12 protein-coding genes and 1 pseudogene are annotated in these 14,819 nt (G+C 57.5%); 9 read left to right on the top strand and 4 right to left on the bottom strand.

What is annotated here, in order from left to right:
- Positions 1-26: 26 nt before the first annotated feature.
- The 4 genes and pseudogenes from AACP62_RS00435 to AACP62_RS00420 form a co-directional block, all read right to left on the bottom strand.
- The gene (locus AACP62_RS00435; RefSeq protein ID WP_339345617.1) at positions 27-845 is read right to left on the bottom strand and encodes an energy-coupling factor ABC transporter ATP-binding protein; all 819 of its coding nucleotides are present in this window, start codon (positions 843-845) and stop codon (positions 27-29) included.
- A complete protein-coding gene (locus AACP62_RS00430; RefSeq protein WP_339345615.1) occupies positions 842-1,690 on the bottom strand; it encodes an energy-coupling factor ABC transporter ATP-binding protein in 849 nt (282 codons plus the stop codon). Before AACP62_RS00430 ends, AACP62_RS00435 begins: the two co-directional genes overlap by 4 nt.
- Complete coding sequence (locus AACP62_RS00425; protein ID WP_339345614.1) at positions 1,687-2,505, bottom strand: energy-coupling factor transporter transmembrane component T; 819 nt, start codon at positions 2,503-2,505, stop codon at positions 1,687-1,689. The genes AACP62_RS00430 and AACP62_RS00425 overlap by 4 nt, the downstream gene beginning before the upstream one ends.
- Before the next feature lie 146 nt (positions 2,506-2,651).
- Positions 2,652-3,302: pseudogene (locus AACP62_RS00420) on the bottom strand (ECF transporter S component); the annotation flags it as partial.
- Between the two features lie 251 nt (positions 3,303-3,553).
- Between AACP62_RS00420 and AACP62_RS00415 the strand changes: the two are divergent.
- The 9 genes from AACP62_RS00415 (at position 3,554) to AACP62_RS00380 (ending at position 14,780) form a co-directional block, all read left to right on the top strand.
- Positions 3,554-5,425 carry a PfkB family carbohydrate kinase gene (locus tag AACP62_RS00415; RefSeq protein WP_339345613.1) on the top strand — a complete coding sequence of 624 codons (1,872 nt, stop codon included), beginning with the start codon at positions 3,554-3,556 and terminating at the stop codon, positions 5,423-5,425.
- Positions 5,426-5,946: 521 nt separating this feature from the next.
- Positions 5,947-8,016: a glycoside hydrolase family 31 protein gene (locus AACP62_RS00410; RefSeq protein ID WP_339345611.1), complete on the top strand. Its 2,070-nt coding sequence runs from the start codon at positions 5,947-5,949 to the stop codon at positions 8,014-8,016.
- A gap of 416 nt (positions 8,017-8,432) precedes the next feature.
- Positions 8,433-9,599, top strand: coding sequence for an ImmA/IrrE family metallo-endopeptidase (locus AACP62_RS00405; RefSeq protein ID WP_339345610.1), 1,167 nt, complete (start codon positions 8,433-8,435; stop codon positions 9,597-9,599).
- Positions 9,596-9,859, top strand: coding sequence for a DUF4411 family protein (locus tag AACP62_RS08300; RefSeq protein WP_425332892.1), 264 nt, complete (start codon positions 9,596-9,598; stop codon positions 9,857-9,859). The genes AACP62_RS00405 and AACP62_RS08300 overlap by 4 nt, the downstream gene beginning before the upstream one ends.
- Complete coding sequence (locus AACP62_RS00400) at positions 9,826-10,128, top strand: DUF4411 family protein (RefSeq protein WP_339345609.1); 303 nt, start codon at positions 9,826-9,828, stop codon at positions 10,126-10,128. The genes AACP62_RS08300 and AACP62_RS00400 overlap by 34 nt, the downstream gene beginning before the upstream one ends.
- Before the next feature lie 116 nt (positions 10,129-10,244).
- Complete coding sequence (locus AACP62_RS00395) at positions 10,245-10,640, top strand: VOC family protein (RefSeq protein WP_425332891.1); 396 nt, start codon at positions 10,245-10,247, stop codon at positions 10,638-10,640.
- A 302-nt stretch (positions 10,641-10,942) separates the two neighbouring features.
- Complete coding sequence (locus AACP62_RS00390; RefSeq protein ID WP_198205827.1) at positions 10,943-11,836, top strand: 3-hydroxyacyl-CoA dehydrogenase; 894 nt, start codon at positions 10,943-10,945, stop codon at positions 11,834-11,836.
- A 215-nt stretch (positions 11,837-12,051) separates the two neighbouring features.
- The gene (locus AACP62_RS00385) at positions 12,052-12,945 is read left to right on the top strand and encodes a 3-hydroxyacyl-CoA dehydrogenase (protein ID WP_154312961.1); all 894 of its coding nucleotides are present in this window, start codon (positions 12,052-12,054) and stop codon (positions 12,943-12,945) included.
- A gap of 179 nt (positions 12,946-13,124) precedes the next feature.
- Positions 13,125-14,780: an MFS transporter gene (locus AACP62_RS00380; protein ID WP_198205828.1), complete on the top strand. Its 1,656-nt coding sequence runs from the start codon at positions 13,125-13,127 to the stop codon at positions 14,778-14,780.
- The last annotated feature ends 39 nt before the right edge of the window (positions 14,781-14,819 follow it).

The raw sequence follows: 14,819 nt of genomic DNA, 5'->3' as shown, positions 1-14,819 counted from the left end.
TCCTTTTCCTCGTGTCGTATCCAAACTCAAATTCCTGCCCCTGCTCTGGCCCGCCGGGCTGCATCAACAAAGGCAGAGACGGTGAAGACCGGGCCATCCAGGCCGACCTGCCGCGCCACACGGGTGATGGGCGGAGGTGTCACATAGGCCTGCTTGAGCACATCCTCCCGGGCGAAGACCTCCTCGCGGCTGCCATCCAACAGGACCCGGCCATGCTGCATGAGCACAACCCTGGGGAAGTTGCGGGTGACGAACTTCATGTCATGGGAAATCGTGATGCAGAGCCTGCCTTGGTCCCGCAGACGGGCGATGATGGCAGCCAGCCGATCATTGCCGAACTTGTCCTGTCCGCATGTGGGCTCATCGAAAACCACAGCACCCGTATCCATCATCAGGACGGAGCCGATGGCACAGAACTTCTTCTCGGTGGGGCTCAGGTCGAAAGGATGATCGTCCAGCCGGTCCGCCAAGCCCACCAACTCAGCCACCTGCTCCATGCGTCGCTCTATCAGATCCTGATCGAACCCCAGCTGCCGGGGACCGAACTCGAATTCCTTGCGCACGCTGTCCAGAAAGAGCTGATCGTCGGGGTTCTGAAAGACGTACCCCACCTTCCGGGCCCACTGGGCCGTGTCCGCCGTGGCCAGATCGACGCCGTCGATCAAAACCCGTCCGCCGGTCGGTCTAATGATGCCGTTCAGATGCTTGGCCAGGGTGGTCTTGCCAGCACCGTTCTGACCGATCAGCGCCACGGGCCGGTCACCTTCGAGAGCCAGATCCACTCCGTCCAGGGCACGATGGCCGTGAGGGTAGACGTACTCCAGATGCTCCAGGTCGATCCTCATCGCAGCGCCTCCCGAATCATGCGTACCGCCTGGTCCTCGCGTACGGGCAGACCTGGCAGATCGAATCCTGCGTCCTCCAGACCCCTGGCAAGCTTGACATAATCCGGAATGTCAATCCCCCACTTCTCCACCTCGGGATCAGTGAAGACCTCCTCGGGTGTACCCAGAGCGCGGACCCGGCCTGCCCCCAGGACCATGACCTGATCAGCGCATCTGGCGACCCGCTCCATATCGTGATCGACCATGACTACGGTGATCCCCTCCTGGTTGAGCCGCTTGACAATGTCGAAGATTTCCTCGCTGCCAAGCGGGTCCAGCTGGGCCGTGCATTCGTCCAGAACCAGGATGTCCGGTTCCATGATCAAGGTCGAGCCCAGGGCCACCCGCTGCACCTGTCCGCCGGAAAGCTCCAGGGGGTTCTTGTCGAGCAAATCCTCGATATGCATAAGAGCAGCCACCCGGGCCACCTTGGCATGCATGGTTTCACGTGAAACCCCATGATTGCCCAGTCCGAAGGCCAGTTCCTCGGCCACGGTCCCGGCCGTATAAGAGAGCTGATTGAAGGGATTCTGAAAGACCAGGCCCACCTGTCTGGACAGATCGGCGATGGTCGAAGTGGCTACGTCCTTGTCTTCGATGCTGACGCTTCCCTTGGATTTGCCTACGAAATAGTGCGGAATCAGACCGACCAGGGCATTGCACAGGGTCGACTTGCCCGACCCATTGGCTCCGACAATGCAGAAGAAGCTGCCCTGCTCTACGCTGAAACTCACCCGTTTCAAGGTGGTTCGATCGGCATCACGGTATCTGAAGGAGAAATCATCCACTCGTATGACCTTGGTCATGCCCGACCTCCCCATTGGATAGCCAGGGTGATCAGACCGGTGCGCGAGAGGCAGCCGAGCACCAGGATCAGCACCAGAAAAACGGCGAACAGGATGGTCATCACGGTGTCACTGCGCCGCCAGACCACCTCAAGGTAGCTGGTCTGCCGCACCCCCCGGATGCCGAATCCGCGGGTCTCCAGGGTCATCCCGCGCTCCTGTGAATCCGTCAGGGAGGAAAGGACAACCGGCCCAAGCAGGGGCAGGAAGGCCCGCGCCCGGGAAATCAAGCCGCCGCCGGTCTCCAGGCCACGCGCGTGCTGTGACTGTTCGATGACCGCAATCCTGCGCTGCATCTGCGGGACCACATTGAGGCTGGCCAGAATCAGGTAGCCGATCTTGGATGGAACGCCAATCTGTGTCAGAGCCGCAACCAGACGACCCATGTACGTAGTTTTATTGGTCAGGTAGAAGGACCCCAGGAAGACTAAAAGCGTCACTACGATTTTGGCCGCATAGAGACTGCCTTCGAGGCCCAGTTGCGCGAATCCCAGGTCAAGAACGACCCTGGTATTCCTCGGGCTGTAGCACCCCTGGATGAACAGCAGCATGAGCGTAACGGGAATGCCGAACCCCAGCATGACGCCGGAGAAGGGCCGAAGCACCCGAGCCAGAGCCGCTGCGATAAAGAGCATGACGATGATCCCCAGGCCTAGGGTGAAGTCCGGCCAGACCAAGGTCGCCAGGCCCAAGGAGCACACGCCGGCGATCTTGGCCATGGGATGCATACGGGCCAGCGGGGAATCAGGAATGCCGTTCGACGCGGGACCAGGCATCAGCGTTCAGACCTTTGGGTACGTTCACAGTCCAAGTCCGCTGGGTCGCCTGTCGATGGGCCCCGCTCAGATTCCATCGCGCCGTCGATCTTCCCCGGCCGTGCCGAACTCTCCCGACTGGACGCCCCAGTCGCTTCGCGTTCGTCCTCGTCTTCGTCCTCATCCAGGTCATCCAAATCGTCCAGATCGGCCTGGTCCTCGCTGCCATCCAGAGCGTACTGGCTCAGGAAGCGTTTGGGGATTCGTCGCACGATCACATAAGCGATCAGGACGGTGATTCCCTTGTCGATCAGATTCTCCAGCATGGAGGAGGACAGCACCGAGATGACGATGTTCTTGACAGCCACCACCAGTGCAGCTGTGAGGACCGAGGTGCCGTTGACTCCGGTGGCGCCCCCGTAGACGAAGACGGTGATCAGAGAGGCGGTGACCGTGTTGACCAGTGCGCAGGCAAGCCAGACCAGAACGACTCCCCATATCCGTCTGAAGAGCCCGGCCTTGACCATGTAGCCGATCACCAGGCCGCACAGGACGCTGGAGAGCGCATAGGGCAGATAGACCGGATTGGCCACCAAGGCGAGGAAGACGTTGGTCAGCAGTCCGCACAGGGCAGCCACCCAGGGGCCGGACAGGCAGGCGATGACCGTGGTGCCGATCATATCCAGGAAGAGCGGCAGTTTGAGGGTGGAGCTCAGGGTACCGCCGATGAGGTTGATACCCACCGCGATGGGTATCAGCACCAAGGATTTTGTCGAGAACTGCGCAGTGATTCCTCTCCACAACGATTGCGCGCTCATAATCCGTACCGCCTTTGGTCCTTGAATGTCGATTTCTGCAGATGGCCGTCGCTCACAGCCAGATCCGCATCACCGCTTTGAGAAACCACTTTAGTAAACAACTTTCATTGACAGAGACTATCAACAGCCGCATGGGGTGTCAAATGCGAAACCTCCGACGACGATCCCTCAGGTAAGCTTGATTCGCTAGATCCAGCAGGTCGACAAAGCCGTTCGCCGGCGCTTCAGAGATGAGGAGGACAGGAAACCCCATGAACATCAAGGACATTGCTCAGCTTGCCGGCGTATCCACATCGACGGTCTCCAAGATTGTGAATCACAAGGACGCGAGCATCACAGCCGCCACGCGCGACAGGGTCCTCGAACTGGTCAGGAAGTACCACTACACGCCCTACGGATCCTCCAAGCCCAGCACCACCACCTGGAGAATCGGGGTCCTGCTCAGTTCATCCATCTCCATGGACTCCACCTTGGACGGAATCATCCAGCAGGCACAGAAGTCGGGGTACGGCACCCTGGTTTTCAACAGCTACGGCGATCATGACCAGGAGGAACGCAACATTCTGTCCGCTCTGGAGCATCGGGTGGATGGCATGGTCTGGGAGCCGATCGACCAGACAAGCCTGGCCTTGAAAAGCAGGATCGAGGCAGGAGGGATTCCCGAACTCACCATTGGACCCCTGGGAGACGACCGGACCGCGCTCATGCCCTACGAAGAGGCTGCTTACAGTCTCACCGAAGAGCTGATCAAGCGCCACCACACCAGCATCGCCTGCCTGCTCTCGCCGGGCAGACGGACCCAGAGCTTCCTGCATGGCTATCGACGCTGCTTGTTCGACCACAACCTCCAGTACCACACCGACATGGTCCTGGAAACAATCGGTGAGGACCTGACCCGGGTCCTGGAGAACCGGCAGGTCACCGGAGTCGTGGCATCCCACTACCACCACGCCCTGGAATTCCTTCAATTCGCCGAATCCATGCATTACCGCCTGCCCCAGGACCTCTCCCTGGTCTCCCTGATGAACGACACCAACGTGCATCTGCGCTACCCGGGCAGCCCGGAGATATCGTCCTACGTGATGCGCAATGCCGATTTCGGCGCCTACCTGTGCCGACGAATCATCCGCTCCATCGAGCATGAGTCCGATCCAAGCGAGACCTTCGAGCACGTCTTCACCCTGGACGGCGAGAAGACCATCGGCCGGCCCCCGGACCAACAATGCAAGAAAATCGTGGTGGTCGGCAGCATCAACGTGGACACCTACCTGACCGCCCCCAGCCTGCCCAAGGCAGGTATGACCACCACGACCAGGAACTTCGCCTCCACGCCGGGGGGCAAGGCCACCAACCAGGCGGTGGGCGTGGCCAGGCTGCAACATCAGGTTTCCCTGATCGGCAATGTCGGCAGCGATCCGGCCGCGGACTACATTTACAAAACGATGAGGCAAGCCCATGTGGATGCCACTGGCGTGCGCAGGGTCACCGGAGCGGACACAGGCAAAGCCTATATCTTCGTCGACAGCAAGGGCGAATCGATGATTTCCCTGGTGGCGGGTGCCAACGAGTCCCTGACACCGGACGACATCACCCAGCGCGACCAGATCTTCAGAAACACCGGCTACTGCCTGATCCAGACAGAGATCCCCATGGACACCGTCGCCGAGGCCTGCAGAACAGCCAAGCGCCACCAGGCCGCCACCATCGTCAAACCGTCGTCCTGCGACCACCTGCCTGAAGACCTGCTGGCTTCGATCGACATCCTGATCCCGAATCTCAACGAGCTGAACACCCTGATACCCGGACCAGAATCCGTGGTAGACAAGGCGAAACGGTTCATCGACGGCGGGGTGGGCAAGGTCATCATCACCCTGGGCGAGTACGGCTGCACCCTGGTCACGGCCAGCGGACACAAGGACTTCCCGGCCCACGAGACCCGAGCAATCGATGACACCGGTGCCAGCGATGCCTTCATCAGCGCCCTGGCCGCCTATCTGTGCAACGGATGCTCCCTGGACAAAGCCGCCCACATCGCCAATCTGGCCGCGGGCTTCAGCGTCGCCCACGAAGGCGTCATCCCCTCCCTGATCAACCGCCGCCAGCTGGAGGGCCTGATCGACTGAGCGGCCCAGGCACGAGACCGGTCGGAAGGCTGTGATTGTCCTAGGCCTTGCTCTGGCTCAAGCCGAACGTCCCCAGGTCCTCCGACTGCCGTGCCAATCATCAAGGTCTGCGGTCATGGCCCCGTCTCGGCCTTTTGGCGTGCATCGCCGGTCCAATCACTGCGGATTCCACAGCAGCTGTACCATTCGCCGTTACGCTGCTTCACATTGGCATATATTTACAACCATCGTGACGACCTCGCTGTTCTCATTGTTCTCATTGTTTGGCATGGTCTGACTTCATGATTTCGTCAACGCTGGATTCCGACGGGTCCGCATGCGTCCCATCACGATGGTCCCTATAATTTCATAGGGCACAGAATCCGGAATGGGGCCATTGATGGCTGCAACTGTTCTGACTTCGGTGCCAACCGCAATACTGCTCATGGCCGCACAGAAACGTATCGTTGCGGAAGTTACAGCAGGTGCGATAAAGGACTGATCTCAAAGGTGAATCAACCAAGTGAAAGGGTACCGAATCAATGCAACATTCAACATTTACCACCGACGGCCAAGCCCTGAAGTGGACAGGCAACGGTGAATACCTTCGCATCGAGCCCTGGGGATCAGATTCGATACGCGTCCGATCCTCGCAGATGCACGAACCCGAAGACCCGGACTGGGCGCTTTTACGAGACCACCACGAGCCTGCCGATGCGGTGCACATAAGCATCGATGACCAGCAGGGACAGGCCACCATAATCAACGGGTCTCTCATGGTCAAGGCGCAGGCTTCGGGCGGCATTGACACAGGTAACGGCTATACCGACAAGTGCCTGCTCAGCTTTTGGCGCACCGACGGCAAGCTGCTCTTCAGCGAGATGAGCGATGGCGGCTCCCTGAATTTAAGAGCGCGTTCTTTCACTCCCATCGTGGGAGGCGACCACCAGGTCAAGGTGACATTCGTGCCTCCGGAAAACGAACGTCTGTACGGCATGGGTGAATATCAACAGAACATCATGAATCTGAAAGGCTGTACGCTCGAACTGGCCCATAGGAACTCGCAAATCTCCATACCCTTCGTCGTCTCCAGCTGTGGATACGGATTCCTCTGGAACAATCCAGCCGTCGGTTCCGTCAGTTTTGGGAAAAACAAGACTCAATGGTCGGCGGACAGCACTCGGCAGATTGATTACTGGGTTACAGCCGGTGCCGATTACCGCTCTATTATGGCCCATTACGCAGACGCTACCGGCCATGCTCCTCAGATGCCTGAATGGGGTCTTGGATTTTGGCAGAGCAAGCTTCGCTATTGGAACCAGGATCAATTGCTGGAAGTTGCCAGAGAGTTCAAAAAACGCGGTATCCCTCTGGACCTCATTGTCATCGACTTCTTCCATTGGCCTCACATGGGTGATTTCAGGTTCGAGGACGAATTCTGGCCGGATCCCGTCAGCATGAGCAACGAATTGCACAAGATGGGGATCCGACTCATGGTGTCAGTCTGGCCGCAGATAGCACTGACTTCTGAAAACTATCCAGAGATGAAGGCCAAGAATCTGCTGGTACGAGCAGACCACGGCGAAGACATCGGCATGATGTTCGAGGGGCCCAGCCAGTTCTACGATGCTACCAACCCTAAAGCCCGCCAATATGTATGGGAGAAATGCCGTGAGCACTACGCCGATGTCGGCGTCGATGCCTTCTGGCTGGATGAAGCCGAACCAGAGTACGGCACTTACGATTTCAGCAATTACCGCTACTGGGCTGGACCTGCTCAGCAGACAGCCAATCTGTATCCGCGGGAATACAACAGGGGGTTCTACGAGGGGCAGCTGGCCTACGGACGCCAGGGGCAGATCGTTAACCTCACCAGATGCGCTTGGGCCGGATCCCAGCAATATGGAGCTCTTGTATGGTCGGGCGATGTGGCGTCCACCTTCGAGGCGTTCAGAGCACAAATCACCTGCGCTATCCATATGGGCATGGCCGGCATTCCTTGGTTCACCACCGACCTGGGTGGCTTCCACAATGGCGATATCGACGATCCCACCTTCCGTGAACTGTTATTGAGGTGGGCGCAATTCTCCTGCTTCTCGCCCGTCATGCGCAATCACGGTGACCGTAGCCAGCATCACCCCGACGGGACCACCAAGACTGCCATCACTACAGCGCGAGGCGAACGGCGACTACCGTCCGGAGCGAGCAATGAACCATGGAGCTACGGCAAGTCCGTCGAAGACATCTATGTCAAGTTCATCAAGATCCGAGAACATCTTCGCCCGTATTTGCGTGAGCTATTTGCTCAAGCGCATGAGGATGGGCAGCCGCTCATCAGGGGGCTATTCTACGAATTCCCCCATGACGACGCTGCCTCCGATATCGCCGACGAGTATATGCTCGGACCTGATCTGCTGGTAGCCCCCGTGGTAGAGGAAGGAGCGAGATCTCGACAGGTCTACCTGCCTGGGGATGCGACTACACAGTGGCAGGATCTTCGCGACGGAGCAATGTACGGCGGAGGCCAGACGATCACCGCAGAAGCCCCGTTGGATACCCTGCCGGTATTCGCCAGGGACAGCAGAAACCACGAGCTGCTGGGCATGCTCTGATACATCCGTCATTCGCATCGGGTCAGGATCGCTCGTCCTGACCCGACTTCTTAGTCAATCAAGACATGATGCATCCCGTTCTGAGTTTCGTTAAGTTTTCACGCTCATATTCCACCCTGCGCAACGTTCACTCAGGGAGTTTGCCAGGTTATCGAGTAGCGAATCACCAAATCACGATCCGTAAGGCGTTGATCTCCTGGAAGCCGGTTGTAGCGTAATCGATAAATGAAGCAACAGACCAATAAACGGGTGCCGGTGATCATGATTCCTTTGAGCATCAACTCCAACCGGCCTGGTCAGCAACTGGCACCGGAGCCCCTGATAGGCTTGCTCATAACCCTCAAAGAGCGAATAATGGTGTCCAAAGTGCTCTGCGAAAATGACCAGATAGGATTCGAGATGCAGAAGGGGGAACAATGGCTCAAACAGTACGCGTCAATGTTCCCCGCACCATTCTCGATTGGGTCATATCCATAGGCACCGAAGATCATCTAAGTGAAAACCAACGTCAAAATATTGATGCATGGAGACAGGGCGCCAAAAGGCCTACTGTCTCTCAACTGCATGGCATCAGCGACAAGTTGCAGGTGCCATTCGGCTACTTCTTCATGGATGAGCCCATTGATGATACGCCACCCGTCTATGCCAAACGCACTATCGGCAGTCAGCAGCCACAAGGACATCCTTCCCGAGATCTTGTGGACACCATTGACCAGATGACCGCCATCCAGGACTGGGCGAGGCAAGACCGTATCGATAATGAAGGCACCCGACTGGAACAGGTGGGTTCCCGGACCATCAATGACGGCAGCGACCTTATCGTCAAGGATATTCGTCGAGCTCTGAAGATTGATGAACATTGGTATCGCAAATCCGGCCTGCATGACCCGGCTAAGGCTTTCAAACTGCTGCGCGAGCGCGCTGAGGGCACCGGGATTCTCATCATGCAGAACGGAGTGGTCGGCAACAACACCCATAGACCACTCGACCCTACAGAATTTCGTGCTTTTACACTCATCGATCCATACGCCCCATTGATATTTATCAACAAGACTGACGAGCCCGAAACCGCTCGCCTCTTCTCCCTGGTGCATGAGCTGGCACATGTTTGGCTGGGAGCTGATGAATTATACAATGACACCGCCCTACCCACCGGAGTCACCAGGCTTGAACAGGTCTGCAATGAAGTAGCGACGGCCATATTGTTGCCAGACGAAGACTTCTTGGAAGCATGGCAGAACATTCCTGACGACACCACATTGGACGAACGGATGAAAGAACTAAAAAAGCGCTTCCCTGTCTCCCACACCGCTTTGGCCCTTCGCGCCCTGAAGCATAAGCTAATCAGCCAGGAAACCTTCCAGGAATGCAACCAGGCCGCCCAAATCTGGTCAGAAGAAACTGAAAATAAGCAAGGTTCCCCAACCTTTTATAACACCGAACTGAGCAGATTCGATTCCCGATTCCTGGAACGACTAGCAAGCAGCGTGGCCAAAGGGGGAACCACATATTTAGATGCGTATCGTCTCACGGATATCACAGGCGACACCTTCACCAAGCTCATGAAAAGAGCCGTCTCATGACACAGCCATCGTTCATGGATTCGCCCTTTCTTATTGATGCAAACTGCCTGATCGAACCATGCAACCGGTACTACAGCCCTCAGTTTGCTTTGTCGAAACCGTTCTGGAATCATCTACATGATTTGGTCAACGAGGGCCAAATGACAATCATCGACAAAGTTCGCGACGAGGTATATGGTCACAACTGTTCGGAAGTCGATGTCTGGTTGGACGCAGTAAAAGCATTATGGTCGCCTGCGAGAAAGAGGATGGCATTGTAGAAGCGTATGGGACAGTGCTCAACCAGATTGCCCGCCCCGAAAACGGTTACCGACCTACAGCGGTACGTGAATGGGCTGACAGAGATATCGCCGACCCCTGGTTGATTGCTACAGCCAAGTTTTACGGCGCTACCATCGTCACTTTCGAGCAACCCCAAGCTGAATCGGATCGCCCGTGGAGACATCCCAAGATTCCGACTGTCGCCTCCCAGCTCACGGTTAACACTGTGGGCCTATTCGCTTTCATGCAGGACGTTGGAGGCTTCTGAAGATTCAGGCTACAAAGCCTGCTTCACTTTCTACCTCACCCTCATCTCCAGACGCACCATCGCCTAGAGTAGATAAGGAAGCATCGCAGCATCAAGGTACCAAAGGAGCGGCCATCATGAGACCAATGTCGGACTATGCCAAGGATCTGCAGCACTCGGGCATGATCGCCCGTGACCTGGACGAGACCATCGACTTCTACACCAACAAACTCGGGTTCGAACTGGTCGGCATCTACCCCAACAGAGAGAACCGCTGCGCCTTCCTGCGTCTGGGGCATCTGACCATCGAGACCTGGGAGGGCGAACCTGCGCCCATGCGCACCGGAGCCATCAACCACTGGGCGTTGGACACGCCAGACATCGATGCCGCTTATGAGCACGCCCTGGAGATGGGGTTGAACATCAGAGAGGACTCCATCCAGTCCATTCCCACTTTCTGGCAGCACGGAATCCGCTATTTCAACGTCATCGGACCCAATCAGGAGACCATCGAGTTCTGCCAGATTCTCTGATTGTCCTCTCAGAGTCCGGCGACTCTTCCCTCTCGTGTATACCGAGGAATGGAGATGGCCAATCGCGTAATAGAGCAGCTCGCAACCCCGCCCCAACGACGACTGCTGCTTACCACTCATGTGAGCAAAGCGACAAAATTCTCAGTGTTTCACACGCTCAATTGAACGGCTGAATAAACCGTGATTTCGGGCGTTATTTCAGGCTTCCAACAATCATGGAACACCCAGAATAATCCCAGGCACTGCCTGTAGTATGGAATAAGTATCCAAAGATGGATGCATTGCGACGAAAAGAGGTTTCTATGACGAACATTCATAATGTCACGGTTGCCGGCGGTGGGGTGCTTGGCAGCCAGATCGCCTATCAATCAGCCTTCAAGGGTAAGAAGGTAACAATCTACGATATCAACGACCAGGCTGTGGCGGCCGCCGAGGAGCGCGTCAAGAACCTGCGCGATTCCTACAAGCACGACATCAATGCTACTGATGAGCAATTCGACGCCGGACTAAACAACATGTCCTTTACCGCCGACATGGCCGAAGCCGTCAAGAACGCTGACTTGGTCATCGAAGCTGTCCCGGAGAAGCCCTCGATCAAGCATGACCTTTATCAGAATCTGGCCAAGTTGGCTCCCAAGGACACCATCTTCACCAGCAACTCCTCCACCTACGTGCCCAGCACCTTCGCAGCTGACACGGGCCGGCCGGACAAGTTCCTGAACATGCACTTCGCCAACCAGGTTTGGCTGTACAACACGGCTGAGATCATGGGTACCGATCAGACCGACCCTAAGGTCTTCGATGAAATCGTGGACTATGCCAGGGAGATCGGCATGGTTCCCATCGTCCTGAAGAAGGAGCAGCCTGGATACGTCCTGAACACCCTCCTCATCCCCCTGCTCGAAGCCGCCTCCTATCTTTGGGGTCAGGGCATCGCGGATCCGGAGACCGTGGACAAGACCTGGATGATCGCGACAGGCGCACCCATGGGACCCTTTGCCATCTTTGACGTTGTGGGACTGCGGACCGCTTACAACATCACCAAGGAGCAGCGGGGAGACAACCCTGACTTCAAGCCCTTCCTGGAGAAGATCCAGAAGATGATGGACGAGGGCAAGACCGGCAAGGATTCGGGAGAAGGGTTCTACACCTATCCCAACCCCGCCTTTGCTGATCCTGACTTCCTGAAGGCCTGAGAGAACCGTTTCCACCAGACAGGACCCGTCCGTTGCGGGGGACCACAACGCAAATCGCCTCCCCGCAATAGGCGGGTCCATTTTCATTGTTAACTTTCAAGCGGATCTAAACGTCAAGCTGCTCGTCAACCTTTGCAAATCGCCGGCTGCGCCTCTTTACTACCATTGAATCAGGCATCCAAGGAAGGATGCCGACACAATGAAAGAGGTCATTCATGACAAATATTGAACAGGTCACCGTCGCCGGTGGCGGTGTTTTGGGCAGTCAGATCGCCTATCAATGTGCATTCAAGGGCAAAAATGTCACGGTCTACGACATCGGAGACGATGCCGTAGCAGCGGCCAGAGAGCGAGTCAAGGCGCTTCGCACCGCCTATAAGCGCGACATAAAAGCAACAGACGAACAGTTCGATGCCGGATTAGGCCGAATGAGCTTCACCACCGACCTGAGCGAGGCAGTCAAGAACGCGAATCTGGTCATCGAGGCAATCCCCGAGAAGCCCTCCATCAAGCACGACTTCTATCAGAGCCTGGCCAAGCTGGCGCCCGAGAACACCATCTTCGCCAGTAACTCCTCCACCTACGTGCCCAGCACTTTCGCATCCGACACAGGCAGGCCAGACAAATTCCTGAACTTGCACTTCGCCAACCAGATCTGGCTGATGAATACCGCTGAAATCATGGGAACCGATCAAACCGACCCAGACATCTACAACCAAATCGTTTCCTTTGCCCGGGAGATTGGTATGGTCCCCATCCAGCTGCACAAGGAACAGCCCGGCTATGTGCTCAACACGTTGCTGATGCCGCTCATGGGCGCTGCCGGCATGCTATGGGCGCACGATGTGGCCGATCCACAGACTATCGACAAAACCTGGATGATCGCCACTGGTGCGCCCAAGGGACCCTTCGGTTTCTACGACATGGTCGGCCTTCGGACCGCCTACAACATCCTCAGCCAGCGTCAGGGTGACAATCCTCAAGCCAAGCCCCTCCTGGACAAGCTCAATGCCATGATCGAGCAAGGCAAGCTGGGCGAAGAGACCGGTCAGGGCTTCTACCAGTATCCTGATCCCGACTACCGAGATCCCGGATTCCTCAAGGCCTAATTAAATCCGACCAAGAGGGCTGTGGAGGGCCAGATAAGGGCCCGCCACAGCCCTCATCATGAGGCGTGCTAAGCTGTATATTTATGGCATTTTTGTGAAAACCGCTAAAGGAAGAGGCAGACAGGGAAATCACAAAGGCGGAAAAGACGAACAACGGCCTAGTGGCCGGAGAAGGAATAATGGCAGAGGACGATAAAATTTCGGCTGCAGCTAGCGGCCAACACGAGCAGAAACAGCGTGATCGACAGACAGCCAAGCAGCTGAAGAAGCAGCAGGCCGCGGAAAAACGCAAGGCCCGCAAGCAGAATCCCAGACCGCATCGCGGTTGGAGCGAGCGCCTGCATCTGACCGACATCAACGTGGTGGACAGGTCCACCCTCAAGCGAGCCATCGCCGGCACCGTGGTCGGCAACTTCATGGAATGGTACGACGTGGGGGTCTACGGCTACCTGGCGGTGACCATCGGCCGCGTCTTCCTGTCCGACGCATCCGATGCCGTACAGCGGCTCTTCTCCTTGGGCGTCTTCGCCGTCACCTTCGTCGCCCGCCCCCTGGGTGGAGTGGTCCTGGGCCAGCTGGGCGACAAGATCGGCCGCCAACGCATTCTGGCCTTCACCCTGCTGAGCATGTCCGCAGCCACCCTGCTGATCGGCCTTCTGCCCGGCTATGCGGCCGTCGGCCCGCTGGCGCCCATCCTGCTTATCCTGCTCAAGCTGATCCAGGGCTTCTCCACAGGCGGTGAGTACGCAGGCGCTTCGACCATGGTCACTGAATACTCCCCGGACCGGCATCGCGGCTTCTTCGCCTCCCTGCTGGATGTGGGATCCTACCTCGGCTACGCCTTCGGAGCAGCCTTGGTCTCCTTGCTGGAGTTCTCCATCTCCCCGGAAGCCATGCTGGCCTGGGGCTGGCGTATCCCCTTCATCATCGCCCTGCCGCTGGCTGCCATCGCGGTCTACTTCCGGGCCAAGGTCCAGGACACCCCTGCCTTCCGCCAGGCCCAGGATGCCAGCGCCGAAAAGACCAAGAGCCAACACAAGAGCCTGCTGGACCTGATCCGCGGCTACTGGCGGGAGCTGCTCATGGCCTTCATCCTGGTCGCCGCGGCCAACACCCTGAGCTACACGCTGACCGCCTACATGCCCACCTACCTGTCAGGCACCCTGCACTACAACACGGCCCAGGCCAACCTGCTCTCCCTGCCGGTCCTGCTTATGGTGGCCTGCTGCATCCCCATCACCGGAGCCCTTTCCGACCGCTTCGGACGCAAGAAGGTGCTGTTCATGGGAGCATTCACCGGACTATGCCTGTCCCTGCCGGCCTTCCGACTGCTGGAGCACGAGACCACGGGCGCCGTCTTCGGCGGACTGGTCCTGCTGGCCATCCCGGTCATCTTCTTCGTGGCCAACCTGGCATCCACCCTGCCGGCCCTCTTCCCCACCGCTTCCCGTTACGGCGGCATGGGACTGTCATACAACCTGGCTGTGGCCGTCTTCGGCGGCACCGCACCTGTCATCATGGAAGGGTTGGTAACAGCGACCGGCAAGTCCCTAGCACCCGCCTACTGGATCATGTTCACCTCCACCTGCGGTCTGATTACCGTGCTCTTCCTGGCGGAGACCGCCCGGCGCCCCATGCCCGGCACCCTGCCCACCGTGCTCAACCGGCAGGAGGCACGCGACCTGGTGGCCACCCAGGACCGCAATCCCGACCTGGACGTAAAGACCATCATCAAGGATGCCGAAGAGAGTGGCGTGCGCAAGACACCGAAAAAGCTGGCTGCCGAAATGATGAAAAAACTGGGCAGCAACAAATCAACTAGAGGAACAAAATAAAAGGGCGCGAAAGCTTCTCTACTTTGATACAAAATGGAT

This window comes from Bifidobacterium apis (assembly GCF_036986835.1).
Lineage (GTDB): Bacteria > Actinomycetota > Actinomycetes > Actinomycetales > Bifidobacteriaceae > Bombiscardovia > Bombiscardovia apis_A.
This window is presented reverse-complemented; position numbering and strand designations above follow the sequence as displayed.

Excerpts from the sequence above, each read along its gene's own strand:
- AACP62_RS00405 (WP_339345610.1), top strand. The coding sequence starts at position 8,433 with ATGGCTCAAACAGTACGCGTCAATGTTCCCCGCACCATTCTCGATTGG.
- AACP62_RS00400 (WP_339345609.1), top strand. The coding sequence starts at position 9,826 with ATGGTCGCCTGCGAGAAAGAGGATGGCATTGTAGAAGCGTATGGGACA.
- AACP62_RS00415 (WP_339345613.1), top strand. The coding sequence starts at position 3,554 with ATGAACATCAAGGACATTGCTCAGCTTGCCGGCGTATCCACATCGACG.
- AACP62_RS00395 (WP_425332891.1), top strand. The coding sequence starts at position 10,245 with ATGAGACCAATGTCGGACTATGCCAAGGATCTGCAGCACTCGGGCATG.
- AACP62_RS00430 (WP_339345615.1), bottom strand. The coding sequence starts at position 1,690 with ATGACCAAGGTCATACGAGTGGATGATTTCTCCTTCAGATACCGTGAT.
- AACP62_RS00435 (WP_339345617.1), bottom strand. The coding sequence starts at position 845 with ATGAGGATCGACCTGGAGCATCTGGAGTACGTCTACCCTCACGGCCAT.
- AACP62_RS00385 (WP_154312961.1), top strand. The coding sequence starts at position 12,052 with ATGACAAATATTGAACAGGTCACCGTCGCCGGTGGCGGTGTTTTGGGC.
- AACP62_RS00380 (WP_198205828.1), top strand. The coding sequence starts at position 13,125 with ATGGCAGAGGACGATAAAATTTCGGCTGCAGCTAGCGGCCAACACGAG.
- AACP62_RS00390 (WP_198205827.1), top strand. The coding sequence starts at position 10,943 with ATGACGAACATTCATAATGTCACGGTTGCCGGCGGTGGGGTGCTTGGC.
- AACP62_RS00410 (WP_339345611.1), top strand. The coding sequence starts at position 5,947 with ATGCAACATTCAACATTTACCACCGACGGCCAAGCCCTGAAGTGGACA.
- AACP62_RS08300 (WP_425332892.1), top strand. The coding sequence starts at position 9,596 with ATGACACAGCCATCGTTCATGGATTCGCCCTTTCTTATTGATGCAAAC.
- AACP62_RS00425 (WP_339345614.1), bottom strand. The coding sequence starts at position 2,505 with ATGCCTGGTCCCGCGTCGAACGGCATTCCTGATTCCCCGCTGGCCCGT.